At 63.1% G+C, this 23,237-nt stretch carries 17 protein-coding genes and 1 tRNA gene; 6 read left to right on the forward strand and 12 right to left on the reverse strand.

What is annotated here, in order from left to right:
- Together EJC47_RS01650 and EJC47_RS20935 are read left to right on the forward strand one after the other, a co-directional pair.
- Window positions 1–1,168 (forward strand): TonB-dependent receptor domain-containing protein (locus EJC47_RS01650; RefSeq protein WP_126845237.1); only part of this gene is annotated, 1,168 nt, incomplete at its 5' end.
- A complete protein-coding gene (locus tag EJC47_RS20935; protein ID WP_185867524.1) occupies window positions 1,168–1,863 on the forward strand; it encodes a phosphatase PAP2 family protein in 696 nt (231 codons plus the stop codon). The genes EJC47_RS01650 and EJC47_RS20935, both read left to right, overlap by 1 nt.
- Here EJC47_RS20935 and EJC47_RS01660 read toward each other — a convergent pair.
- Window positions 1,860–3,194: a sensor histidine kinase gene (locus EJC47_RS01660; RefSeq protein ID WP_033966783.1), complete on the reverse strand. Its 1,335-nt coding sequence runs from the start codon at window positions 3,192–3,194 to the stop codon at window positions 1,860–1,862. The two genes, EJC47_RS20935 and EJC47_RS01660, sit on opposite strands and share 4 nt — an antisense overlap.
- Window positions 3,187–3,867, reverse strand: coding sequence for a response regulator transcription factor (locus tag EJC47_RS01665; RefSeq protein ID WP_033966782.1), 681 nt, complete (start codon window positions 3,865–3,867; stop codon window positions 3,187–3,189). Before EJC47_RS01665 ends, EJC47_RS01660 begins: the two co-directional genes overlap by 8 nt.
- Before the next feature lie 305 nt (window positions 3,868–4,172).
- Here EJC47_RS01665 and EJC47_RS01670 point away from each other — a divergent pair, with 305 nt between their 5' ends.
- Window positions 4,173–6,980 carry a TonB-dependent receptor gene (locus EJC47_RS01670; RefSeq protein ID WP_185867525.1) on the forward strand — a complete coding sequence of 936 codons (2,808 nt, stop codon included), beginning with the start codon at window positions 4,173–4,175 and terminating at the stop codon, window positions 6,978–6,980.
- 51 nt (window positions 6,981–7,031) lie between these two features.
- Here EJC47_RS01670 and bamA read toward each other — a convergent pair whose 3' ends face one another.
- Window positions 7,032–9,614 carry an outer membrane protein assembly factor BamA gene (bamA, locus tag EJC47_RS01675; RefSeq protein ID WP_185867526.1) on the reverse strand — a complete coding sequence of 861 codons (2,583 nt, stop codon included), beginning with the start codon at window positions 9,612–9,614 and terminating at the stop codon, window positions 7,032–7,034.
- A gap of 244 nt (window positions 9,615–9,858) precedes the next feature.
- Between bamA and EJC47_RS01680 the strand changes: the two genes are divergently transcribed.
- Complete coding sequence (locus EJC47_RS01680; protein ID WP_010407883.1) at window positions 9,859–10,182, forward strand: hypothetical protein; 324 nt, start codon at window positions 9,859–9,861, stop codon at window positions 10,180–10,182.
- Window positions 10,183–10,261: 79 nt separating this feature from the next.
- On the opposite strand, the gene EJC47_RS01685 is transcribed toward EJC47_RS01680, so the two are convergent.
- Window positions 10,262–11,611 carry an ATP-binding protein gene (locus EJC47_RS01685; RefSeq protein WP_126845238.1) on the reverse strand — a complete coding sequence of 450 codons (1,350 nt, stop codon included), beginning with the start codon at window positions 11,609–11,611 and terminating at the stop codon, window positions 10,262–10,264.
- Complete coding sequence (locus EJC47_RS01690; RefSeq protein ID WP_185867527.1) at window positions 11,608–12,327, reverse strand: response regulator; 720 nt, start codon at window positions 12,325–12,327, stop codon at window positions 11,608–11,610. The genes EJC47_RS01685 and EJC47_RS01690 overlap by 4 nt, the downstream gene beginning before the upstream one ends.
- A 186-nt stretch (window positions 12,328–12,513) precedes the next feature.
- Between EJC47_RS01690 and EJC47_RS01695 the strand changes: the two genes are divergently transcribed.
- On the forward strand, window positions 12,514–13,293 hold the full coding sequence (locus EJC47_RS01695; protein WP_126845239.1) for a response regulator: 780 nt from the start codon (window positions 12,514–12,516) through the stop codon (window positions 13,291–13,293).
- Between the two features lie 52 nt (window positions 13,294–13,345).
- Here EJC47_RS01695 and EJC47_RS01700 read toward each other — a convergent pair whose 3' ends face one another.
- The 3 genes from EJC47_RS01700 to EJC47_RS01710 all read right to left on the reverse strand — a co-directional run bounded on the left by EJC47_RS01700 (window position 13,346) and on the right by EJC47_RS01710 (window position 18,939).
- Complete coding sequence (locus tag EJC47_RS01700) at window positions 13,346–15,904, reverse strand: TonB-dependent receptor (protein ID WP_260591444.1); 2,559 nt, start codon at window positions 15,902–15,904, stop codon at window positions 13,346–13,348.
- Between the two features lie 248 nt (window positions 15,905–16,152).
- Window positions 16,153–18,777, reverse strand: a complete 2,625-nt coding sequence (locus EJC47_RS01705) for a TonB-dependent receptor (RefSeq protein WP_126845240.1) — start codon at window positions 18,775–18,777, stop codon at window positions 16,153–16,155.
- Between the two features lie 85 nt (window positions 18,778–18,862).
- Window positions 18,863–18,939: transfer RNA gene (locus EJC47_RS01710), tRNA-Arg, on the reverse strand.
- Between the two features lie 82 nt (window positions 18,940–19,021).
- Between EJC47_RS01710 and EJC47_RS01715 the strand changes: the two genes are divergently transcribed.
- Complete coding sequence (locus tag EJC47_RS01715; RefSeq protein ID WP_126845241.1) at window positions 19,022–19,750, forward strand: queuosine precursor transporter; 729 nt, start codon at window positions 19,022–19,024, stop codon at window positions 19,748–19,750.
- Window positions 19,751–19,834: 84 nt separating this feature from the next.
- On the opposite strand, the gene purQ is transcribed toward EJC47_RS01715, so the two are convergent.
- The 4 genes from purQ to purC form a co-directional block, all read right to left on the reverse strand.
- Complete coding sequence (gene purQ, locus EJC47_RS01720; protein WP_126845242.1) at window positions 19,835–20,506, reverse strand: phosphoribosylformylglycinamidine synthase subunit PurQ; 672 nt, start codon at window positions 20,504–20,506, stop codon at window positions 19,835–19,837.
- On the reverse strand, window positions 20,503–20,733 hold the full coding sequence (purS, locus tag EJC47_RS01725; protein ID WP_033964473.1) for a phosphoribosylformylglycinamidine synthase subunit PurS: 231 nt from the start codon (window positions 20,731–20,733) through the stop codon (window positions 20,503–20,505). The genes purQ and purS overlap by 4 nt, the downstream gene beginning before the upstream one ends.
- Before the next feature lie 84 nt (window positions 20,734–20,817).
- Window positions 20,818–22,395 carry a hypothetical protein gene (locus EJC47_RS01730; protein WP_126845243.1) on the reverse strand — a complete coding sequence of 526 codons (1,578 nt, stop codon included), beginning with the start codon at window positions 22,393–22,395 and terminating at the stop codon, window positions 20,818–20,820.
- A gap of 4 nt (window positions 22,396–22,399) precedes the next feature.
- Entirely contained in the window at window positions 22,400–23,179 is a 780-nt protein-coding gene (purC, locus tag EJC47_RS01735; protein ID WP_126845244.1) for a phosphoribosylaminoimidazolesuccinocarboxamide synthase, read from the reverse strand.
- Between the last annotated feature and the right edge of the window lie 58 nt (window positions 23,180–23,237).

Consider the following 23,237-nt stretch of genomic DNA (forward strand, 5'->3'; position numbering starts at 1 on the left):
CAACAAATATCGGGTCTTTGGCGATATCGCCAAGGTGCGGATCGATCTCGCATCGTTCGCCACGATCACGGCCGGCGCATGGCTCGAATTCAGCCACACCTATCGCCAGCAGACCGACGTCGATCTCAATACCGGCGGCTTCAACTATGTCGAAAAAGCGGTCATCGCACCGGCTACGGGTCTCAACCCGGGGGCGGCGACACCGCTCTACGTGAAGTTCGACCAGAAATCGCGCGGCAATCATACCGAGGAATTCGTCGAGCTTGAGTTGCGCCCGATCGAGGGGCTGAAAATCACGCCTGGCTTCAAGCATGTTGATTTCGGCCGCAAGATCGACGCGCTGTACAATCAAACGACGCGCTATGCGCAGCGCAATTCCAATGACTACACCGCCGATTTGCCGTTCGTGACGATCAATTATCAGCCGACCAGCAATTTTTCGATTTATGGCCAATATGCCAAGGGCTTCCTCGCTCCGCCGCTGAGTCAGCTCTACGTTGCCAACACAACGTTCTCGAATGCGGTGCCGCAGAAGTCGACCAACTATCAGGCGGGCGCGGTGTACCACGGCGGCCATCTGTCGCTCGACGCCGATGTCTATGTCATCAACTTCACCAACAAATTCTACAGCTATACCGATACGTCGGGTCAAGGGCTCGGCACGATCTTCACCAACATCGGCGGCGCGTTGTACAAGGGCGTCGAGGGGCAGGTGACCTATGCCTTTGGCAACGGCCTCGCCGTGTTCGCCAACGCCTCGCGCAACTATGCCAAAACCACCGTCTATACCGATCCGGTGACGGGCAAGGTCGTCCCGCGCACGATCATCGGCAAGGCCCCGATGTCCACCGCAGCAGGCGGTGTGCTCTACAAGAACGGGCCGATCAAATTCTCGCTGACCGATAAATGGACTGGGCCGCAATATGCGGACCTTGCCAATACCTATCGCATTTCGCCGTACAACACGGTCAATCTGGCCACGAGCTACGATTTCGGGCGCATCCGTGTTGGCGTTGACGTCACCGACCTGCTCAATTCGCAAAAGGTGACGCAGATTGGGACGGGCAAGAACACCGCTGGCATTGGTGTCGTCAGCCCGCTCAACTTCGACCAATATTATTACCAGCCAGGCCGCGCGATCACCGGCCAGATCACCTACACCTTCTGATGAAGCGGGCCCTTCTCGCCGCAATTGCGCTCTGCGTCGCTGCGGCACCCGCGCCCAAAGTGGTGCCCTTGCTCGAGGCGCGGGATCTCGACCCCGCGCTCGTCCTCCCGCCGCCGCCAGCGGCCAACAGCCTGCAGGCACTGGCCGAACTCGCCGAATTGCGCGCGGCGGGCGCGGCGCGCACGGCTGTCGATGAAGCCGATGCCCGACTCGACGGCGATACCAAGAACGCGACGATCTTCGCGGGCGTGCTTGGCCCCAAATTCGATCTCGACCGGCTGCCCGCGACTGCCGCGCTGCTGGCGCAGGTACGCGCGAGCGAGAAGGCGGCGGTCGATCGCGGAAAGGATCATTTCAAGCGCCCGCGCCCCTATATCGTCGATCCCGCGCTGAAGAGTTGCAAGCGCAATGACGATCCGCTGTCGAGCTATCCGAGCGGGCATACCTCAATGGCGTTTTCGATGGGTGAAACGCTGGCGCGACTGGTGCCCGAAAAGGCCGACGCGCTGCTGGCGCGTGCCGCACGCTATGGCCAGAGCCGGATCGTGTGCGAACAGCATTTCCGCAGCGATGTGAGCGCGGGGCAAATGCTGGGCGTGCTCATCGCCGAACGCTTGCTGGCGAAGCCGGAATTCCGCGCGGCGTTTGATGCTGCACGCCAGGAACTGGTGACCGCCGGCGTCGCCAAAGGCTAAGCCGCGCTCACGCGTGGCAATCGTAGGGTTACGCGCAAGCCCGGTGCATTGTCGGTGACCGCGACGGTGCCGCCATGCGCGGCCGTCACCGCCGCGACCAGGCTGAGCCCGAGCCCGTTGCCGGGCGTAGTGCGGCTGGCCTCCCCACGCGCGAAACGGTTGAGGATACGGGCATGGTCGCCGGGCGGCACCCCCGGCCCGGTATCGGCGACCGATACCGTCGCGGCGTGCGCGTCGCCGCCGAGCGAGACGGTCACCTGCGTGCGGGCCGGTGTGTGCAACAACGCGTTGTCGAGCAGGTTGATCAGGGCTTGCGCTATCAATTCGCGGTCGCCCAACACTTTGATGCCGGGTGCGATTGACCAGCAGAGGGTGCGCCCGCCATCGGCAAAGGCCGGCGCATAACTTTCGGCGATTTCGGTCACCAGCAGCGTCAGGTCGGTCACGACGAAGCCGCGCGCCAGCGCACCGCCCTCGACCTCGGCTATGCGCAGCAGGGCGGCGAACAGCGCCAGCACGGCATCGCCCTGTTCGATCGCGCGTTCCGCCGCCCCCTCAACCCGGCCGACCTGTTCGAGCTGGTTGCGCAGGCGCAGCAATGGCGTGCGCAGGTCATGTGCCACGTCGCTGGATACCTGGCGCAGATTGTCCATCAACTGCCCGATCCGGTCGAGCATGGTGTTGAGCGCTGATCCAACGGCATCGAATTCGTCGCGACGCTGGGAGATCGGCACGCGCTGTGCCATGTCCCCCGCCATGATGGCGCGCGCGACGCCGCTAATGCCATCGAGCCGCCGCTGGAGATAGCCGCCGAGCAACAAGGCACCGATGACGCTAAGGCCGATGACCAGAACGAACGCACCGCCGAAGATCAGCACGATAGTGCGATCGATTCCGTCCATGCTCTCGCTGTCGCGCGCCACGACCAGGCGGAAGCCGCCGGTCAGATCGGTAGCATAGGCACGCGCGCGATCGGCCCCCTCGACCGGATCGACAAACACGATGTCCTGCAGTCCGGCTGGCGGCTTTCGGGCGTTCAAGCCGCCACCGACGCGGTGGCCGTTCCGATCGAACATCGCATAGCCATAAACGTTGATGGTGTTGCCGCCTTCGCGTCTGGCGATGGCGCGACGGATTTCGGGTAAGTCGCCTTCATTGAATTCATGCGCGAGAGCGGTCGCTTCGTCGACCAACGCGGCGTCCTGCTGGCGGCGAAATTGCGCGTCTGCGGCAATGTAAATCGCGATGCCGAGCAGCAGGATGGCAAGGGTGAACGCCGTCGAATAGGTAAAGGCAATACGATACGCCGCGCTTGCCTTGGCTCTACGCATCGGCGCGCATCCGATAGCCGGAGCCGCGGATCGTCTCGATCGGATCGTCACCGCCGAAGCCCTCGCGCAGTTTCGTGCGCAGGCGGCTGAGGTGGCTTTCCACGATGTTGGTTTGTGGATCGAAATGAAAACCCCACACGCGCTCCAGAAACATCGTTCGCGTGACCACGCGCCCCGCATGGCGCATCAACTGTTCGAGCAGGGCAAATTCGCGCGGCTGGAGATGTACCGGCTTGCCGCACCGCGTTACCTCGCGCCGCAGCAGATCGAGCGCGATTTCGCCAACCTCGATCCGCGTCGCCTGCTCGGGGCCGGGCACGCGTCGTGCGAGCGCATTGAGCCTGGCGGCGAGTTCGACAAAGGCGAAGGGCTTGACCAGATAATCGTCGGCTCCGGCATCGAGCCCGTCGACGCGGTCGGCAATGCCACCCAGCGCGGTCAGCACCAATACCGGGACCCGGTTCGGGATGGCGCGCAAGTCGCGAAGCACTTCCAGCCCGTCCAGGCCTGGTAACATCCGGTCCAGGATCACTGCGTCGAAGGTGGCATCGCTCGCCGCCTGCAATGCCAGGGGCCCGGTTGCGACCTGCGTCACTTTGTGACCGAGCGCAGTCAGTCCCTCGGCGATAAAGCGCGCGGTCTCGGTGTCGTCTTCGGCGAGCAAAATGTGCATGCGGGCTCTTTAATACGAAGCCTCCGACAAAGCGCTTGTGAAATGCCAATGTGCGTTACCGCATATGCCCTTTGCGGGGGGTCGCGATTCTTCAATATTTTAATAATTACGTGTCGTTGCAATGAATAGAAACAATAATAAAGAATGATAAACATTATGTAATAAATTGTGACTTTGACGTAACCGGGGAGCCATTGATTGTCCGATGCGGCCATTTCTTGTTGATGTGACAATGAGATTCAGATGACGTTCGTGAAATCCGAATTTTTCATTCGGAGTTCAACCCGATCTTTCTGGATTTGCCCATGCGCATCACCCTCATTGCAAAACTTCTTTCTACCACTTTGGCGGTGGTCACGCCCGCGTTCGCCCAAGCTCAAAGCACAAGTTCCGAGACGGCGGCGAATACGGATCAGGCGATCGCTGCCGACGCCCCGGTCGATATTGTCGTCACCGGGTCGCGCATTGCTCGCCCGGAACTCCAGCAGGCATCGCCCATCTCGGTCATTTCCAGCCAGGAGATCGCGCTGAGCGGCCAGATCAACGTTGAGAACATCTTGAAGGATCTGCCGCAGCTTGTTCCGAGCACCACGGCTGCCTCGAACAATCCCGGTGGCGGCGTGACCACGGCCGACCTGCGTGGACTGGGCGCGACGCGCACCTTGGTGCTCGTCAATGGGCGACGCTATATTTCCTACGACGCCAGCCAGATCGTCGATCTAAACACCATCCCGACCGGGCTGATCGAGCGGGTCGATCTTGTTACCGGGGGACGTTCAGCGGTCTATGGGTCGGACGCGGTCTCGGGTGTGGTTAATTTCCTCCTCAAGCAAAATTTCTCGGGCGTCCAGGCCAATGCCAATTATCGGATTACGGGCCAGGGCGATGGTGGGACGGCCGACGTCAATCTGCTGCTCGGACACAATTTCGATGGCGGTCGCGGCAACGTGACGCTGTACGTCGATTACACAAAGCGTAACCCGATTTTGCAGAGCGATCGCGGCTATTCGAATCAGGCCATGGTCGATGATGGGGCGGGCGGCCTTTCCGCAGGGGGGTCGGGTTCGATTCCCGGCACACGCTTTGCCATTGGCGGCGTCAGCCGCAAGTTCAATACCGACGGCAGCTATTCGACCTATAGCTCCAAGACCGACGCGTACAATTATGCGCCGTACAACTATCTGCAGGTGCCGCAGGAGCGTTTTCTCACCAGCGGCCAGGCGCATTACGACGTTAGCGACCATCTGACCTTGTACGCCGAGGGCCAATATATCCACAATAAGGTGAAGAACCAGCTCGCGCCGACGCCCTTCACCGGATCGGTGCAGATCGACAATGATTCGTCGTTCCTGTCGTCCTCGTCGCAAGCGTTGCTGAAGGCGGCGGACACCGATGGCGATGGTTATACGACGGCGACGATCTATCGCCGCATGACCGAGGTGGGCGATCGCATTTCGAGCGACGACAACACCGCCTATCGCGGCGTGTTCGGTGCCAAAGGCGAGATTACCGGCAACTGGAAATATGACGCCTATTTTAGCTATTCGCACACCCGTCAGGTCGAAACGCAGACCGGCAACATATCGCGCAAGCGTGTGTTGCAGGCGCTGAAGACCACCTATGATTCGTCGGGCAATTTGGTCTGTTCGGATACCAGCAACGGCTGCGTCCCGCTCAACATTTATGGCGCGGGCAATATCAGCAGCGCGGCCGCAGCCTTCATTTCGATCGACACGCGCAACGTCAGCGAAATCACCGAGAAGGTGGCGAGCGCGGCGATTACCAACGACAATCTGTTCGACCTTGGCGCAGGCCCGGCGGGGATTGCGATCGGTACCGAATATCGCGACGAATATGGCAGCTACAATCCCGATGCAGCGCTGTCGTCGGGGGACGTGGTCGGGTTTAACGGCAGCCAGGGCTTGTCGGGCGGATACAACGTCAAAGAGCTATACGGTGAAATCGAAGTGCCGCTGCTGGCGGACAAGCCGTCCATCCACAGCCTGGTTGCCAATGGCGCGTATCGCTATTCCTATTATTCCACCGCAGCCAAATCGGTGAGCACCTTCTCGGGCGGGCTCGTCTGGTCGCCGATCCGCGACATCAGCCTGCGCGGGCAGTTTTCGCGCGCGGTGCGGGCACCGACGGTGGCCAATCTGTATAGCGGCACCTCCCAGGATTTCCCGACCGCAACCGACCCGTGCACGCTAAAGGCCGCGATCGAGAACGCCAACCTCAAGGCGAGCTGCCTGGCGACGGGCGTTGGGGCCAGCGCGCTCGGAACGGATTTCAACAACGGATCGCAGATCGACTCGGTCACCGGCGGCAACAGCAATCTGCGCGAGGAAACGGCCAATACTTATACGGTCGGCGCGGTGCTGCAGCCGCGCTTCCTCAAGCGCTTCTCGCTGACCGTCGATTATTATCGCATCAACATCGCGAACTATATCTCCACCCCGGGCACGGCGAACATCATCACGGCTTGCTACGGCAATGCCGGGAACGGCTATGTCGCGTATAACAGTTCCTATTGTTCGCTGCTGCCGCGTGATGCCAACAGCTATGCGATCACGGGTGCGGTCAACCTGCTGGCCAATACCGGCGGGGCGAAGACGCGCGGGATCGATTTTGAGGCGCGCTATTCGGTGCCGCTCAAGATCGGCGCGGAGAATAGCAGCCTGTCGTTCCGCTTGAGCGGCACGCGTCTGCTGGCGTTCGACATCAATCCGGTGGCGTCGTTGCCCGATCTCAACGTCAGCTGCGCGGGCAAGTTCGGCGTCAATTGCGGCGACCCTTACGCGAAATGGCGTCTATCGGCGCGCACGACGCTCACCTCGGGGCCGGTGACGTTCTCGGTGCTCTATCGCTATCTGTCGCCAGTGGATGATGACTCGGGAAGCTATTCGGTCGATCACATCAAGGCCTATCATTATGTCGATACGACGCTGTCGTTCGACGTGATGAAGAAGTTCACCTGGACGCTGGGCGTTAACAACCTGTTCGATCGCCAGCCGCCGATCCTGGGCAGCAATCAGCAGCAGGCGAACACCTATCCGTCGACCTATGACCCGTATGGCCGGGCGTTCTTCACCGGCGTGTCGCTGAAGTTCTGAGGCAACGGACCGGAGCGTCTGTGACGGGCGCTCCGGTTTGGTATTGCGGCTTTAGAATTGGCCGCCGACGTTGAAGGTGAGCAGCTTGGTATCGTCGCCGCTTTGCTTGAGGAGCGCCTTGGCGAGGTCGATGCGGAGCGGGCCGAACGGGGAATTCCAGTTGACGCCAATGCCGATCGAGACGCGCGGCTTGGGGCTGTTGCCGGCATAGCTCTCGCGATAGGCGCTCAACGCATAGGTATAAGGCGTACCGGTATTGGTGGTGGTCGTGTTGCCGCTCGAATCGAGGTACAGCAACGCGCCGCTGCTATTGGTATATTGCCGGGTCGAGGTGGTGCAGGCGACACCGGCGATGATCGCGGCGGCGCAACTGTCGGCCAGCGTCGGGGTCTTTACGCCACCGAACACCGCGCCGATATCGGCATAGATGGACGGACGCAGGCCCATTTCGCGCATCCCAGCGCCAAGCGGCAGTTCAAGCTCCAGACGACCGCGATAATAGGTGTCGCCGCCAAGCGCTTCGGAGGTGTTGTTGCTGGCTGCGGTCAGCGTCGCGGGGACGGTCGACGTGTCATAATATTGGCGGATGACACGCGGCCCGACCCCGCGAATGTCGAAGCCGCGCAATTGCGGGTCGCCCAGGAAGAAGCGGTCGGTCAGCCGCACATCCTGCCCGATGCCCATGATATGGCCGCCTTCGGCCTGCGCGTTGAGCACGAAGCCCGAGCCCAGCCCCCAATATTTCGCCGCGACGATGGTCGACCGCAGATAGCGCGTGTCGCCGCCCACCCCGGCAAAGTCCTGGCTGATCGACAGGCGCGAGCCCTTGGTCGGGTGGAGGCGGTTGTTGAGGCTGTCGAAAATGAACGAATAGCCGATCGAGGATGTCCAGCGATTGCCGATCGCGTCGCAGAGATAGGAACCCGCCAGCGCGACGTCGCAGACGCCGTTGGTGTAATAGGTCGCCTGGTCGAGCGACACTTCCTCGTAGCTAAGGCCATAGCGGGCCGACGCGGTCCAATATTCGTTGAGCGGGAGCCCTGCGCGGATCTGAAACCCGGTCGATACCTGCTTGTACGTGGTCGTCGTGCTGTCGCCGATCGTGTTGTACGACCGATAGTCGCGCCGGAAGATGTCGCCGCCGAGCGCGATGTTGGTGTTGAACAGATACGGTTCGGTAAAGCCCAGTTCGACCGATTTGGAATAGGTCGAGTAACTCACGCTCGCGCGCAACTCCTGGCCCTTGCCGCGAAAATTGCGTTGCGTGATCGACGCCTGGATGATGAACTTCTCAAGGCTCGAATAGCCCGCCGACAGCGACAGCTCGCCGGTCGATTTCTCCTGCAGGTCGGCGGTCAGCACGACGCGATCGGGCGCGGAGCCCTCGGTCTGTTTGATCTCGAACTTGTCCTGGAAATAACCGAGCGAATTGATGCGATCCTGCGAGCGCTTGACCTGGAAATTGCTGAACGCGTCGCCTTCGGCCAGCCGGATTTCGCGCCGGATGATCTTGTCCTGCGTCTGGGTGTTGCCGTTGATATCGACGCGTTCGACGAAGGTGCGCTTGGCCTCGGCGATGTGGAAATTGATCCCCATCGTCAGCGTGTCCTTGTCGCGCTGGAAATCGGGATTGACGTCGGCAAACGCGTAGCCGAGCGCACCGGCTGCGGCGCTAAGCGAGTCCACCGCGGTTTCGACGCGCTTTGCGTTATACCACTCGCCCTTGGTGATGCCGAGGTTGGCGGCGACCCGCTTGTTATCGAAGTCGCGAATGTCGCTGTCGACCGTCACATCCCCGAATTTGTAGCGTTTGCCCTCCTCCACGACATAGGTGATGATGAAGTCCTTCTTGTCCGGGGTCAGCTCGGCCACGGCGGAGATCACCTTGAAGTCGGCATAGCCCTCGGTCAGGTAAAACTGCCGAAGTTTTTGCTGGTCATAGGCAAGCCGGTCCTGATCGTAGCTAGTGTTGGAACTGAGCATGGTTTTGAGGCGGACCGCCTTGGTTGCCATCTGTTCGCGCAGCTTGCTGTCGGGGAACACGGTATTGCCGAGGATATTGATCTGGCGGACCTGCGATTTTGGCCCCTCGCTGATTTCGAAGACGAGATCGACGCGGTTCTGGTCGAGCGACACCATCTTGGGTTCGATCACGGCGGCGAAGCGGCCCTGGCGGCGATAGAGCTCGACGATCCGCGCAACATCCTGGCGCACGGCGGTGCGGGTGAAAATCTGCCGTGGGGCGAGCTTCACCTCCTTGGCGATCTTGTCCTCCTTCAACCGTTTGTTGCCCTCGAACAGCACGCGGTTGATGATCGGGTTTTCGCGCACCCGCAGCACGATCGCGCCGGTCTCGGCACCGCTGATCGACACGTCGGCGAACAGGTCGCTGGCGTAGAGGTCCTTGATTGCCTGATCGAGCGTTTCGTTGCTGAAGGCCTGGCCGACCCGCAGCTTGGTGTAGGACAGCACGGTTTGCGCCTCGAACCGCTGTGCGCCCTCGACCTGAAGCGACGCGATCGTGCGCGCTATCGCGGCAGGGTGTGGCGGTGGCGGCGTTTGGAGGGGGGGAGGCGTAACAGCGACGCCGGCGGAAGCGATAACGATCGGGCCAACGCCCAACACAAACAACATCAGTGCATCTCCAACCAGCGGTGGGGCTAGGCAGGGGATGTGTCCGGTGGATGTTCGGATTTTGCCGACACGCGCGCCGATGCGTCGGCCGCAAAACATATGGTCGCGCGGGGGTGATCGGCGCGCTTGGCGGGTCGGCGTGTGTCAGGGCCGCCAAGTGCGGGACATTTGATGGACATTTGGGGAGCGCACCAGACCGTTGCGCGCTGTCCCCATCCGGCGCGCCCGTAGTGAAAGGCTTGCCATGTTTGTTGCCATCAAGAGTCCGCTCGTCCCCCCGCCGCAGCTCCCCGAACAGCCCCCCTATATCGACAACCCGTTTGCGCCCGAGATTTTCGCGACCGGCTATTCGGGGCTGGCCAACCTCAACGGCGTGATCGTGCTGACGCTGGAAAGCGCGCGTTGCGATCATAGTCGTCCGCAGCCCGCGCTGGAGCGCGTCGTCGTCGGGCGCGTCGCCTTGACCACGACGGCGGCGCTGGAACTCGTCACCGGGCTCAACCAGTTCCTGGAACAGCAGGGGTTCAGCCCGTCCAAGGTGCTGGCCGACGGGGCGACGTTCCAATGATGCTGCGCGCAATGTTGTTCGTCGCGCAGCATTGGTGGCGTTTGCTGCGCTGAACCGCAGCGTCGCGCGGGGCAGGCGCTCAGACCGGCAGCGTCACCCGCGCGAGCAGCCCCCCGGTCGGACGGTTCTCGACCGTGGCCTCGCCGCCATGCGCGCGGGCCACCGCGCGCACGCTGGCGAGGCCAAGGCCGGTGCCGCCGGTGTCGCGATTGCGCGATCGCTCCGCGCGAAAGAACGGCTCGAACGCGCGGACCAGGTCCGACGGCGCCATGCCCGGGCCGTTGTCACTGACTTCGACGATCGCGACATCGCGCTCGCGGCGCAGCGCGATCTGCGCGCTGCCGCCATAATGCACGGCATTGGTCACGAGATTGGTGAGCAGCGCCTTTAGCGACGGGGCGTCGCCCTCCATGCTGATCGCCGGCCCCGGCAGCAGCGTAACGTCGCCGCCGCGATCGGCCGCATCGGTCGCGACGCTCTCGGCCAGCGAGCGCAAGTCGAGCCGCTGGCGGCGGGCGTGGCGGGTCATTTCGCGCACGAACGCCATCGCCGCGCCGATCCGCTCGCTCATTTCGCGAATATCCTCTTCCCCGGCGAGGCGGATCGCGTCGGGCGCTTTTTCCAGGCGTAGCGACAGCCGCATCAGCGGGGTACGCAGATCGTGCGCCACCGCAGCGATCAACGTCGTGCGATCCTCGACATAGCGGTTGAGGCGTTCCTGCATCTGGTTGAAGCTCGCCGCCGCTTCGGCGATTTCGGATGGGCCCGACAAGGTGAGCGGCGCGGCGCGGGGATCGCGACCGAGCCGGTCGGCGGCCGCCGCGAACAGCGCGATCGGCTTGGCGATCCGGCGCGACATCGCCCAGGCCAGCGGGGCAATGCCGACCGCCGCCAGGACGAACCACAGGACGAAGCGCATCCGCCACGGGCTCAGCATGTGGTCGATCGGCGTGATCACATGCCAACGGCCATCGGGCTGCTGAACATAAACCCTGAAATCGCCGAACAATGCGTCATCCATCGCGCGGTGGCGTCGACGCTCGTCTGCCATGCCCATCGGCGGGGGCGGGTGAAACGCACCGATGATGGTCGGCCCTTTGTGCTGATCGGATTGCACGACGACCGCCGTTTCGGGAAGGTGCAGATCGGTCGCGATCAGGTGGCCTAGCGCCAGATCGCGGGCGTCGTGGTTCGGTCCGCGTGGGGTGCCGGTCTCCTCGATCGCCAGGCGCTTGGTCGGATCGCGACCGGACTGCGCGACCATCGCGATGCGGCTCGTCGTGTAGATGACGGGGGCTGGCGGCGGCATCAGCAGGAAGGCACCGAAATTGAGCAACTGGACGAGGATTACCGTCCCCAGCATCAAGCTGAAGATGCGCAGGAACAGCGGCCAGGAGCGTCGCAGGTCGACGGTTCGGTCGGCGGTCATGTCCGGGTCACGCTGGGGACGAAATAGTAGCCCTCGTTGCGGATGGTGCGGATGATCTCGTCGTCGCGCGCCCGCAATTTTCGGCGCAGGCGACTGACCTGGACGTCGATCGCACGATCATAGGCGTCGCTGTCGGGGCCGCGCGCATCCTCCAGCAGCGCGTCGCGCGTCAGCACCCGGCGCGGACGACGGACAAAGGCGCGCAGCACCGAAAATTCGCCGTCGGTCAAATCCACCAGCATGCCGCTGCCGTCGATCAACTCGCGCGCCGCGAAATCGACGCGCCAATCGAGGAAGCGATAGTGGCGCGGTTCTTCGGCGGCACCGTCGCGGGCGCGCAACGCGGCGCGAACGGTCGCCAGCACTTCGCGCGCGCTGCACGGTTTGGTCAGGTAATGGCTGGCCCCGATTTCCAGGCCCAGGATGCGGTCCGGTTCATCGCCAAGCGCGCTGAGAAACACGATCGGGGGGCCGCCGCGTAAGGCGATGCGGCGGCACACGGAAATACCGTCCTCACCCGGCATCATGATATCGAGCAGGATGAGGGCGATCGGGTGGCGGGCAAGCGCCATGTCCATCTCCTGCGCGCTGGCTGCGGTTTCCACGCGATAGCCGTGTCGGCCGAGACTCTCGGTCAGCAAGCAGCGAATGGCATGGTCGTCATCGACGATCAGCAGGGTGGGCGAGTCGGACGGGGGCGGGGTGGCCGGGGTCATCGCGCGGCGGTGCGACTGCGATGTGTCCGGGATATGTCCGTCAGGGCATGTCCGGGCCGCCGCGTGCGCAGCGGCGTCGCTTTGTAACATCGGGGACATGGCCGGAAACAGGGCGGAAAAAAACGCAGCCCATGCGCGGGGCGCAGTTCGTCGCCGCAGCGTGTTTCCTTTCGGAGTTTCTCGACCATGACAGTTAGCGCCAATACTGCAATCTCCAGCCCAAGCGGAGCCCGAATCGTCATCGTCGATGATGATCCCGGCGTGCGCGAGCTGCTCACCGAATTTCTCGTCGAAAACGGCTTCGGGGCCGAGGCCGTCGCCAATGGTGCTGCCCTGCGCGACCGGTTGGAGCGGCGCGAATGCGACCTGATCGTGCTCGACATCATGATGCCGGGCGAGGACGGGCTCTCGATCCTGCGCTCGCTGATGCACGATGCCGATGGGCCCGGCATCATCATGCTGTCCGCCATTTCGAGCGAGATCGACCGGATCGTCGCGCTGGAGATGGGGGCCGACGATTATGTCCTGAAACCCTCCAGCCCGCGCGAGATCATGGCGCGTATTCGCTCGGTCTTGCGTCGTCGCGCGGCGACGGCGGCGCGTGGCGGTACGATCAGCGTCGGTCATACGGCACCCGCGCCGACCGATTGTTTTGCGTTCGCCGGCTGGACCTTCGATTCACGCCGCCGCAAACTCACGGCACCGGGCGGAGCAATCGTGGCCGTGACCGAAACCGAATATCGCATGCTCGCCATCTTTCTGCGCGATCCGCAAGTCGTCCACTCGCGCGAAAATCTCGCGGATCTGACCGGACGGGATAATCCCCATTGCAACGACCGCACGATCGACGTCCATGTCAGCCGCTTGCGGCGCAAGCTGTCGGTCAATGGCGGCGACGAGATCATCCGTACGGTGCGCAACCGGGGGTATTTGTTTCTGCCGCGTGTGGAGGCGCGGGTGGCCTGAAGCCAGGCAGATGCGGGGCGGGCCGCACGGTGCGATCCGCCCCGCCGCCGCATCAGAAGCCGAAGTGGATCGAGGCCACGAAGGTGCGCGGCGACCCGAAGGTGTAGCGCGTCGTGCTGGTGGAGTCGGTGCCGGTCGTCAGATTGCTGAAATAGCGTTCGTTGAACAGGTTGGCGACGTTGAGCTGGAAATAGGTCTGCGGCAGCCCAAGCTGTTTCAGCCCGATCCGCGCGTCGAGATCGACCGTGGTGTATCCGGGGGCGATCACGTCGTTGACGTCGGTCGCATAGCGGCGGCCGACATGCTTGACCTGCAGCCCGATTGCGATCGGGTCGAAATCGACTTGCACGCGCCCGCCATATTGCCATTTCGGCGTCTCGACGACGAACTTGCCGGCGGTGTTGGCGGTAACGAGACCGGTGCTCGGGTTGATGACATCGCTTTGCAACCGCGCATCGATGAACGAGCCGAAGCCGTAGATCGACAGATGCTGCACGGGGGCGATGCCGATGCTGGCATCCACGCCCTTGCTCTTCACCGCGCCGACGTTGCGATCGGTGGTCAGCGTGCCGCCACCCTCGAGCTCGGTCGTGGTCGAGATGATGCGATTGTCGTAATAGGTGTACCAGCCCGCCACCTGCGCCTGGATCAAGGCGGTGGTGTAGCGCAGGCCAAGGTCGACCGTGTCGGTCTTTTCGGGCTTCACCGCACCGGTCGGTTTGATCTTGACGTCATCGAAGGCATATAGGTTGTCGGTGCGCGGTGCCGAGAAGCCTTTGGAATAGCTGGCAAAGGCACTCAAGTGCGGCGCAACGGCATAGGTCAGGCCGATATTGGGCAATATGGCGTTATAGGTCTTCACCCGGTTGTTGTACGGCAGGCCATAGGTCGCCGTGGTTGCATTGGCGGCCACCTGCGCCGCGGTCTGCGACGTGCAATAGGCATCGCTGGTGCTGCCGGGGATGGTGTAGCAATAATTGGTCAGGTTGCGGCGGAAGAACGGCGCACGCACGCCCAGCGCGACCTTCAGCTTCTCGTTCAGAAACGACCCGCGATATTCGCCCGAAAGCTGATGCAGGATCGCATAAGACAGCCGGTTGCGCTTCTGCAGCACGTTGCCGGCCGCATCGACCACGGCATAATCGCTCACGCCGTCGATCGCGCTGAACACATTATAGGGCTGGCCGGTCGCATCGAGCAGGCTCATTTCGCCGGTCTGGCGATGGCGTGCGCGGTCCCACGTATAGGCGAAGCGCACCGCATTGTCGGCGTCGAACTCGTAGCGCAAATTGGCAATCGCGGTGAAGCGCTGCGTCCGCGTGTTCGAGGGCGAATAGACCCGCACATAATCCAGCGTGTCGCCATCGCCGTTAATGTCGACCCCGCTCGCCGTGCCCGCGCCGAGGCGCTGGAACTGATAGCTATAGACGCCCGAAGCCGCCGCGGTCCCGGCAGCGTTGGTGGCATTGGCGTTGCTTTCCGCCAGCACCGTCGACCCGCCGCCATTGGCGCGCGTGAAGCTATAGGCACCGTCGAAGGTCAGCGTCAGCTTGCGGGTCAGCGTGATGCGCGAGTTGAGCCGCACATTGCCGGTGTTGGACGGGTTGATCGCGGTCGCCGCAACGTTCGAGCAGGCCGATTTGTCGCTTTGGCTGGTGCCGTTGACGCCGCTTGCCGAGGGGAGTGAGCAATTCGCATCGTAGAGGAAGGCGGAGGAGGTGTTGTTATACAGCGCGTCATACTGGCTCTTGCTGAGCGACAGCGTGTAGGGGTTGGAGGGGCTGATCGTCGACGGCACGACCGAGGTGCCCAGCACCGAACGGATGTTGGACAGCGACGGGTTGCTGTAAGAACTGTTGCGATTCTCGTTATAATGGCCGGCGATCGAGATGAAGTCGCCATTGCTGCCCAGCGGTTGATACAGTTTCCCGTTGAACTGCTTTTTGTCGAGGCTGCCATAGCCGCGATACTGGTCGTACGTCTCCTTGCTGGCGGAAAACCACGCTTTGGTGCCGAACGAGGTGAACACGCCGGTGTTGAACAGGCCGAACACGCGGTTCATGTCATAGGTGCCGTGCGAATAGATCGCGGTTGCGCCCATCTTGTCGGTTGGGGTGAGCGAGCGATAGTTGACCGTGCCGCCCGATGCGCTCGCGGTCGGCGAATCGACATCGGTGGTGCCGAAATTGACGTTGACCTGCTCGATCAATTCGGGGTCGAGCTGCTGGTTTGAATAGATCGCGTAATTGCCGGAATCGTTGAGCGGAATGCCGTCGAAGGTCAGCGACACGCGCGCGCCGTCGAAGCCGCGAATGCGGAGCTGCCCGCCCGACGCACCATAGGGATCGCTATTGGTGAAATTGACGCCGGGGATCTGGTTGATCGTGTCGAGGATCGACTGGCCCGGAACGCGGTGGGCGATGAAGTCCTGCGTCAGCACCGCCTTTGCCTTGGGCGTGTCGGGAATTTCGATGCCGTTAATGCCCGTCGCGCGTTTGCCACTGACGACGATGTCGGTTTCGGCATCGATCGACCCGGTCGATTGGGCTGCTGCGAGCGTCGGCAAGCTGAGCCCCGCCATAGCAGCACTATACATAAGAGTTTTGCGCATTGTCTTCCCTTTTTTGAACTGCGCAGCGGAACGTTGTATCGTTCGCTGTCAATAATTCGGTGAAGAGTTCTTATGAAGGTTAAATGACAATGGCTATTTCGAAGATTTTTATAGAAGTTTCTCCGGCGGATGGTATTATCATAGACACAGATTGTTTAGTAATGTTACAAGTCTTGTAGAATTTACCGATACGTTGCTTGTAGTTGTTGAAGAAGATTTTGCCCCGCGGATTTTGCGGTCCGGGAGCGTCAGAACAGACGGCGCAGCGACAGGCTGACGGTGCGACCAAGCGGATCGAGTAGGTCCGGCTGGTACAGCAGCGGCGTGGCCCCATTTGCGTCGCGAACGGTCTGGCGGGTGTCGAGCATATTGCCGATCGCCAGGCTGACCCGCGTTGCCCGCGCCCAGGCTTGACCCGGAAAGCGTTGTTCAAGATTGGCGAAGATCCGCAGATCGAAGGTCGCCAGCGCCGAGAAATGCAGCGATCCGGCCGCGTCTGCGGTGGTGGTGACCGTCGTCGCACTCTTCCAGTTGCCGCTCAGGCGCAGCCCAACGCCATTGTCGATGATACCGGCGTCGACTTGCACCGCGTGGCGCGGCTGACCGCCGGTGCCGGTCGACCCGCCGTCGAGCAAGTCGATCGTCGCGCTGTCGTCGCGCAGCACCAGCCGGTCGCGGAAGTACCAGCTATGGAAGGCCGAGAATTGCAGGCGCAGACTGTTGTCACCGCCGCCGCCACCAGGGCCGCCCGGCCCTCCCGGACCTCCAGGGCCGCCAAAGCCGCCGGGGGGCGGTCCCATGCCATCGGGCGGCGGACCCATTCCCTCGGGTGGGGGACCGGGCGGCGGGCCGTCGCCATCACCGGGCGGCGGTGGGGCGAACGTATCGCGAGTCGACCGGCGACCCTCGACGACGATATCGTCGCCATCTTTGCCGGGGGCGGTACGGTCGGATTCGGGTGTGTCGTCGGCGACCGCGTGACCGGGCGGCTGCATCGGTCGGCCGGGTGGCGGGAAACCAGCGGGCGGGTGCCAATTGGCGGGAGGCTGCGGCCGCCTTGCCGGGCGTAGGACCTCCGAAAAGGTCAGGCCGGAGCGAATTTCCTGGCGGTATTCACGCGCGAAGTTCACGGGGCGTGCGTCGACTTCGACCAGAGTGCCCGACGCATCGCGGATATAGCGATCGGGAAACGCCGCCTCGACCGCCGCCGACAGCGTGGGCAGGCTGCCGATCGCATTGTCGGTGCGGCTGTCGATGTAATTCGCGCTCAGCGTCAACTTGGTCCTGGTGCGGGCGATCGCCGCTGCCGACAGGCTGGCTTTGAACACATGGCGATCGTCGGCGGCGAGCGCAGACGAGCCACCGCTGATCTGCGTGACCGAAACTGTCTTGCCGCGCCTGTAATCGTACACCAGCACGTTGGCCGTGGTGATCGTCGGCGCGTTGAGTTGCTCGAGCGTCGGGGCAACGCGGTCCTCGTTCATCGACACGATGATGCTGATGCCCTTGCGCGGGGTCCAGTTGAGGCCGTAACCGAGCGTGCCCAGCGCGCCATAATCGGAAAGCCGCGTCGTGCCGACATTGACGTTCGCCGACAGCGTGCCGATCGTATCCAGAAAGTGCGCCTTGGTGCTGGTCAGCGGCACGTCGAGGCTGGCCTGCGCATTGAATTCGGAGCGGTTGAAGGTGCGCGCGCTGCTGGCATCGACACCCGTGCTGTCCGATTCCAGCGCGCTGAACGCGCCGCCCACGCGCAAGCTGGTGCGTAAAGGCCCCGCCGGAAGTGTGAGCAGCTTGCCCATTGCGACCACGCTGCCGCTTCCGGCATCGCTGATCGAGCTGGCATGTTGGCGCTGTGTGCTGCCAAGCGGGGTGCGCGAAGCGGTGTCGGTGGCCGTGCGGGTATCGCTATGGTCGAAGGTGCCGATCGCCGAGACCTGCCAGTTCTTGGACAGATCGGCATTGAGCGTGGCACCGCCATGCGCGGTTGCGGTTTCACTATGCTGGCGCAAGGCCTCGTCGGACAGGATGCTGCCAACCGCCATAGTCGGCAGGCCGTTCAACGCGTCGCTGGTTTGATAGCCGCCGTTCGCGTTGAAGGACGCGGTGATGGTGTCGGACAGGCGATGCGCATAGGTGCCATTCAGCGTGTAGCTGCGCGATGTCGGCTTGAGCGTGCGGTATGCGGTGTCGTCGATCAGGGTGTTGGTCGGTGTCACGTTACGCTCGCTTTGCAACAGCCGCGCGCTGGCGACCGCCTTAGCCGACAGGTTGAAGCGATCGCTGTCATGGATGCGGACGTAGCTCAGCACCGCTGCGCCATTCTCGCCCTCGCCCTCGGTTGCGAGGCCTCCCGTGAGATTGGCAACGCGCGCGATGAAGCGGCGGCGCAAGATGATGTTCACGACCTTGCGCTGCGCGTCATAGCCGTATTTCAGCGCGACCTCTTCAGGCAGGATATCGACGCGCAGGATCGATTCGGTCGGCAAATCGCCGATTTCGTTGACGCCCGAGATGCGCTTGCCGTTGACCAGCACGACCGGCGCGCTGCTGCTGTCGCGGCCCTGGTCGCTTTGGGTCTGGTCGGCCAGCGCATCGAGCAATTCGCTAATCGTGGATACGCCGTATGCCGCAACATCGGCCGGATTCAGCCGGTTTTCGGGGGGGATGTCGCCGATGACCGACCCGGGCAGCGCCCGCCCGGTAACGACGATGTCGTCGTTCGTGGCCTCTGTTTGCACGGGCGCTGCGGGTTCGGGCACGGGCGCAGCGCCCGTCTCCGCATAAGCGAGCGATGTCAGGCTGCAGCCGAGCAGCAACATCGTCAGCACGGGTGGGGTGTGGCGGACCAGGCGGCGGGGTGTGGTGTGCATACGCCACGCGCGCTAGAATCGGTTTGTTTCGCATGGATTTCCGCGCGGCGGTTCGGACCGATGGGTGCTGCGCATGGCAGAAAATTGGCGCGCCCGGAGGGAGTCGAACCCCCGACCGAGGAGGTAGAAGCTCCTTGCTCTATCCAACTGAGCTACGGGCGCGCACCGGATTCGCCTGTAGCGTGGATTGCGGCGCAGCGAAACGGCCTTCATAACCGCCCGGCGAGGGCAGGGGCGGATCCGCATGACGACACCACAGAGCATCAACGCACGCGATCTGGCCGGGCGGCAGTTCCGTTATTTCGATTTCGTGATGGTGGCGTTCGTCGTTATCCTGCTGCTGTCGAACGTGATCGGCGCGGAGAAGCGCTCGGTTATCAACCTGCCGTGGATCGGGCTGTGGCCGTTCGGTGCGGGGATCCTGTTTTTCCCGATCTCCTATGTCATCGATGACGTGCTGACCGAGGTGTATGGCTATGCCCGCGCGCGGCGCGCGCTGTGGGCGGGGTTCGGCGCGTTGCTGTTCATGGCGGTGATGGAATGGACGGTGGTGCATCTGCCGGTCGCCCAGGGCTGGAACGGGCAGGCCGCTTATGAACGCGTGTTCGGCGCGGGCTGGCGGATCATCCTGGCGTCGATCACCGCCTTCTGGGTGGGGGATCTGCTCAATTCCTTCGTGCTCGCCAAGATGAAGATCGCCACCGGGGGCAAATATCTGTGGACGCGCACGATCGGCAGCACGATCGTGGGGGAGGGGGCGGACAGCCTGATCTTCTATCCGATCGCCTTTTACGGGCTGGCGGATTGGCCGGTCGAGCAGATCGGCATGGTGATGCTCAGCCAGTTCGTGCTGAAAGTGTCCTGGGAAGTGCTGCTGACGCCGGTGACCTATCTGGTGGTCAACGTGCTGAAGCGCAGCGAGGGCGTGGATGTTTACGACCGCGGGACGGACTTTTCACCGTTCCAGATTTAGGATCGATGCGGTTCGCGTGTTGAGAGAGGAACGCCTTTTCCTTCAACCGTTCGGAAGGGGGCAGAAGACCGAGTCGGTCCGTCTTTACGCCCCGACCAGTTCCAGCAAGCCCTCGAACATCCGCCGTCCATCATTGCCGCCATGCGCCGCAGTTTCGATGCGGCGCTCGGGATGCGGCATCAGGCCGAGCACGTTGCCAGCGGCATTGAGCACGCCCGCAATGTTGCGCGCGGAGCCGTTGACGGGCTCGGCATAGCGGAACGCGACGCGGCCTTCGCCTTCGAGCCGGTCGAGCGTTTCGGCATCGGCCGAATAATTGCCGTCATGATGCGCGACGGGGATGACGATCCGCTCGCCCGCGCCATAGCGGCTGGTGAACACGCTTTGTGCATTGTCGACGGTCAGCGCGACTTCGCGGCACACGAAATCGAGCCCGGCATTGCGCATCAGTGCGCCCGGCAGCAGCCCCGCCTCGGTCAACACCTGAAAGCCGTTGCAAATGCCGAGCACCGGCACGCCACGCTCGGCCGCCGCGGTTACCGCGCGCATGATCGGCGAGCGTGCGCCGATCGCGCCCGACCGCAGATAGTCGCCATAGGAAAAGCCGCCGGGCAGCGCGATCAGGCCGACACCATCGGGCAAATCGCTATCGGCATGCCACACCATCGTCGGCGCGACGCCGCTCACCTGGTGCAGTGCGGTCGCGATGTCGCGGTCGCAATTCGAGCCGGGAAAGACGATGACCGCGGTCTTCATACGCGTTCGATCCGATAGTTTTCGATGACGGTGTTGGCGAGCAATTCGCGGCACATCGCGTCGATCCGCTCGTCGCTGGTATCGTCGGCGACATCGAGTTCGATCAGCTTGCCGGCGCGGACGTCGTTGACGCCGCCGAAGCCGAGGCCACCGAGCGCCTTGTGAATCGCGCGGCCCTGCGGATCGAGCACGCCGGGCTTCAGCGTGACGAAAATGCGGAGCTTCATGGGCATATCCTGGCTGCTGGTCGTTAGCGGCGCACCCTATGGCCCTGTGCGCGCCGTGTCGCAAGCGTCGTGTGGCGTCAGGGGTCAGTGGCGCGCGGTCTCGCGCGGTTCGAACCAATGGGGCAGGCCGAAGGATATGCGCGCGCCATAGCGGGCGATCGTCGTCTTGGGCCAAGGGCCGGTGAGATAGAGCGGGGCATAGCCACCGGTATCGCGCCCTTCCAATTGCGCACGGACATGGTCGTCACCGATCCAGCGTTCATCGCCCGCAAACGGCCGCCGCAAGGCCACCGCGCGCACGCGATTGCCGACCAAGATCTGATGATAATCGAACGAGTTGCGTTGCTCGCCGCGCGCGTCGGTCAACCACGCGGTGGCGAAATAGGTTGGCGTCCACGCGGCCCCGACCGGGGCCGGGAACACCACCATGCGCGCGGGTTGATGGGCCCCGACTGGTACGGGGTCGATCCGGATCGTCAGCGCAAGCATAATCGGCAGCAGCGCGATCAGGGTCACCGGCCGCCGCCACGCATCGAGCACGAAACGCAGGGCGAACAGCCCGAACAGCGGCAACACCCATTTGAAATAATGCACATTGTTGAAGCGCCACAGCCCGGTCGGGAGCAAATCGACATAAGCGAGCATCAGGATGACATAGACCGCACCCGCCGCAGCGACCGCGAGCGTCACCGGTCGCCTTGCAGCTGGGGTCCACCAGGCGACGAGGATCCCGGCCCCGCCGAGCAGCAGCCACGGTGCCGCATCCAGCAACCCGACGCCCTCGCCGAACCAGGCGCGCGGCTCGACCAGCAGGACATAGGCCTTCCAGCCGAGCCAGCTGAAGTTGAAGCCATATTGCGCCGAATAGAGCATATAGGGGCTTGGGCCGAAGCCGTAGATCGCCACGAACAGCGTGGCCAGCACACCGAAGGACAGGATGAAGCCGGCAGCAGCATAGCGGGCTGCGCGCCCGTCTCGAGCGCGGATCAGCGCGGCCGTTGCGGCGAGCGCGATGATCGCGCCGATGATGACGTCGCCGGGGCGGGCGAACGGGATCAGGCCGAGCGCGAGGCCGAGGATGCTGGCGGGCCAGCGAGATTCGCCCGTTGGGCGTTCCCCCTTCCTACTTCCCCGGGGAAGGGAAAATGGGGAATAGGAAGTCTCGTCCCACAATTGCGCCATCGCCCCCAATGCCAGCCACAACAGCGCCGCCGCCGGTGTGCTCGTCCACGGTTCGATCCACACTTTGGCGATGTCGAATTGGGGGAGCGTCGTCGCGGCGAAGAGCAGCACGGCCCCCCATAACGGCACGCCAAAACTGCGCGCCACGCTGCGAAAGCCGCCAAAGGCCAGCAGATAGCAAGCCAGATTGACGAAGAAAAACGGCTGGCTCGGCCACAGCTGCAGGAAGGGCAGGCCGAGCAGCGGATAGAGCAGCGGGTAATAATGCTGGCTCGGGGCCAGATCGCCGGTCGCAAGCGCGGTCGCCGAGCGCACGTAGAGCGACTGGTCCTGCCAATCATGCCAGTACAGCGCTGCGGGGTCGGTGAGACCTGCCCACCCGACCACGCGCAGCACGCTCAGCAGATAGACGACGGTCAGTGCCGCATAGGGCCACACAGCCGCCGGGGCGGCGGCCCGAAGCTGCCGCCACCCCGCCATGTGCTTATTTGCCCTTGCTCAGCCGATGCTTTTCGAGATCGAGCACGGCATTGTCGGCCCCTTCGGGCAGCAGCCCGAGACGGCGCGCAACTTCCTGATACGCTTCGACTTCACCGCCGAGATCGCGACGGAAGCGATCCTTGTCGAGTTTCTCGTTGGTGGTCATGTCCCACAGGCGGCAGCCATCGGGGCTGATTTCGTCGGCGAGCAGGATGCGCGGATAATCATTGTCCCACACCCGCCCGAATTCGAGTTTGAAATCGACCAGGCGGATGCCGATCCCGGCGAACAGCCCGCACAGGAAATCGTTGATGCGAATCGCCAGGTCGGCAATGTCGTGCATCTCTTCCTGCCCGGCCCAGCCGAACGCGGCGATATGCTCGTCGGTGATCATCGGATCGCCGAGCGCATCGTCCTTATAATAATATTCGATGATCGTGCGGGGATGCTGGGTGCCTTCCTCGATGCCGAGTCGAGTCGAAATCGATCCGGCGGCGACGTTGCGCACCACCACTTCGATCGGGATGATCTCGACCTGGCGGATCAACTGCTCGCGCATGTTGAGGCGGCGGATGAAGTGCGTCGGCACGCCGATCAGCCCGAGCAGGGTGAAGATATGCTCGGAAATCCGGTTGTTGAGCACGCCCTTGCCGCTGATCGTGCCCTTTTTCTGGGCGTTGAAGGCGGTTGCGTCATCCTTGAAATACTGGATCAGCGTCCCTGGCTCAGGCCCCTCATAGAGGATCTTGGCCTTGCCTTCGTAGATCTGGCGGCGGCGTGCCATGTGCGCGGATACCCCTAAAAACCAAAAGCTGAAAACGATAGGCCCCGGCGACGCGGGG

This window comes from Sphingomonas sp. TF3, assembly GCF_003985085.1.
GTDB lineage: Bacteria > Pseudomonadota > Alphaproteobacteria > Sphingomonadales > Sphingomonadaceae > Sphingomonas.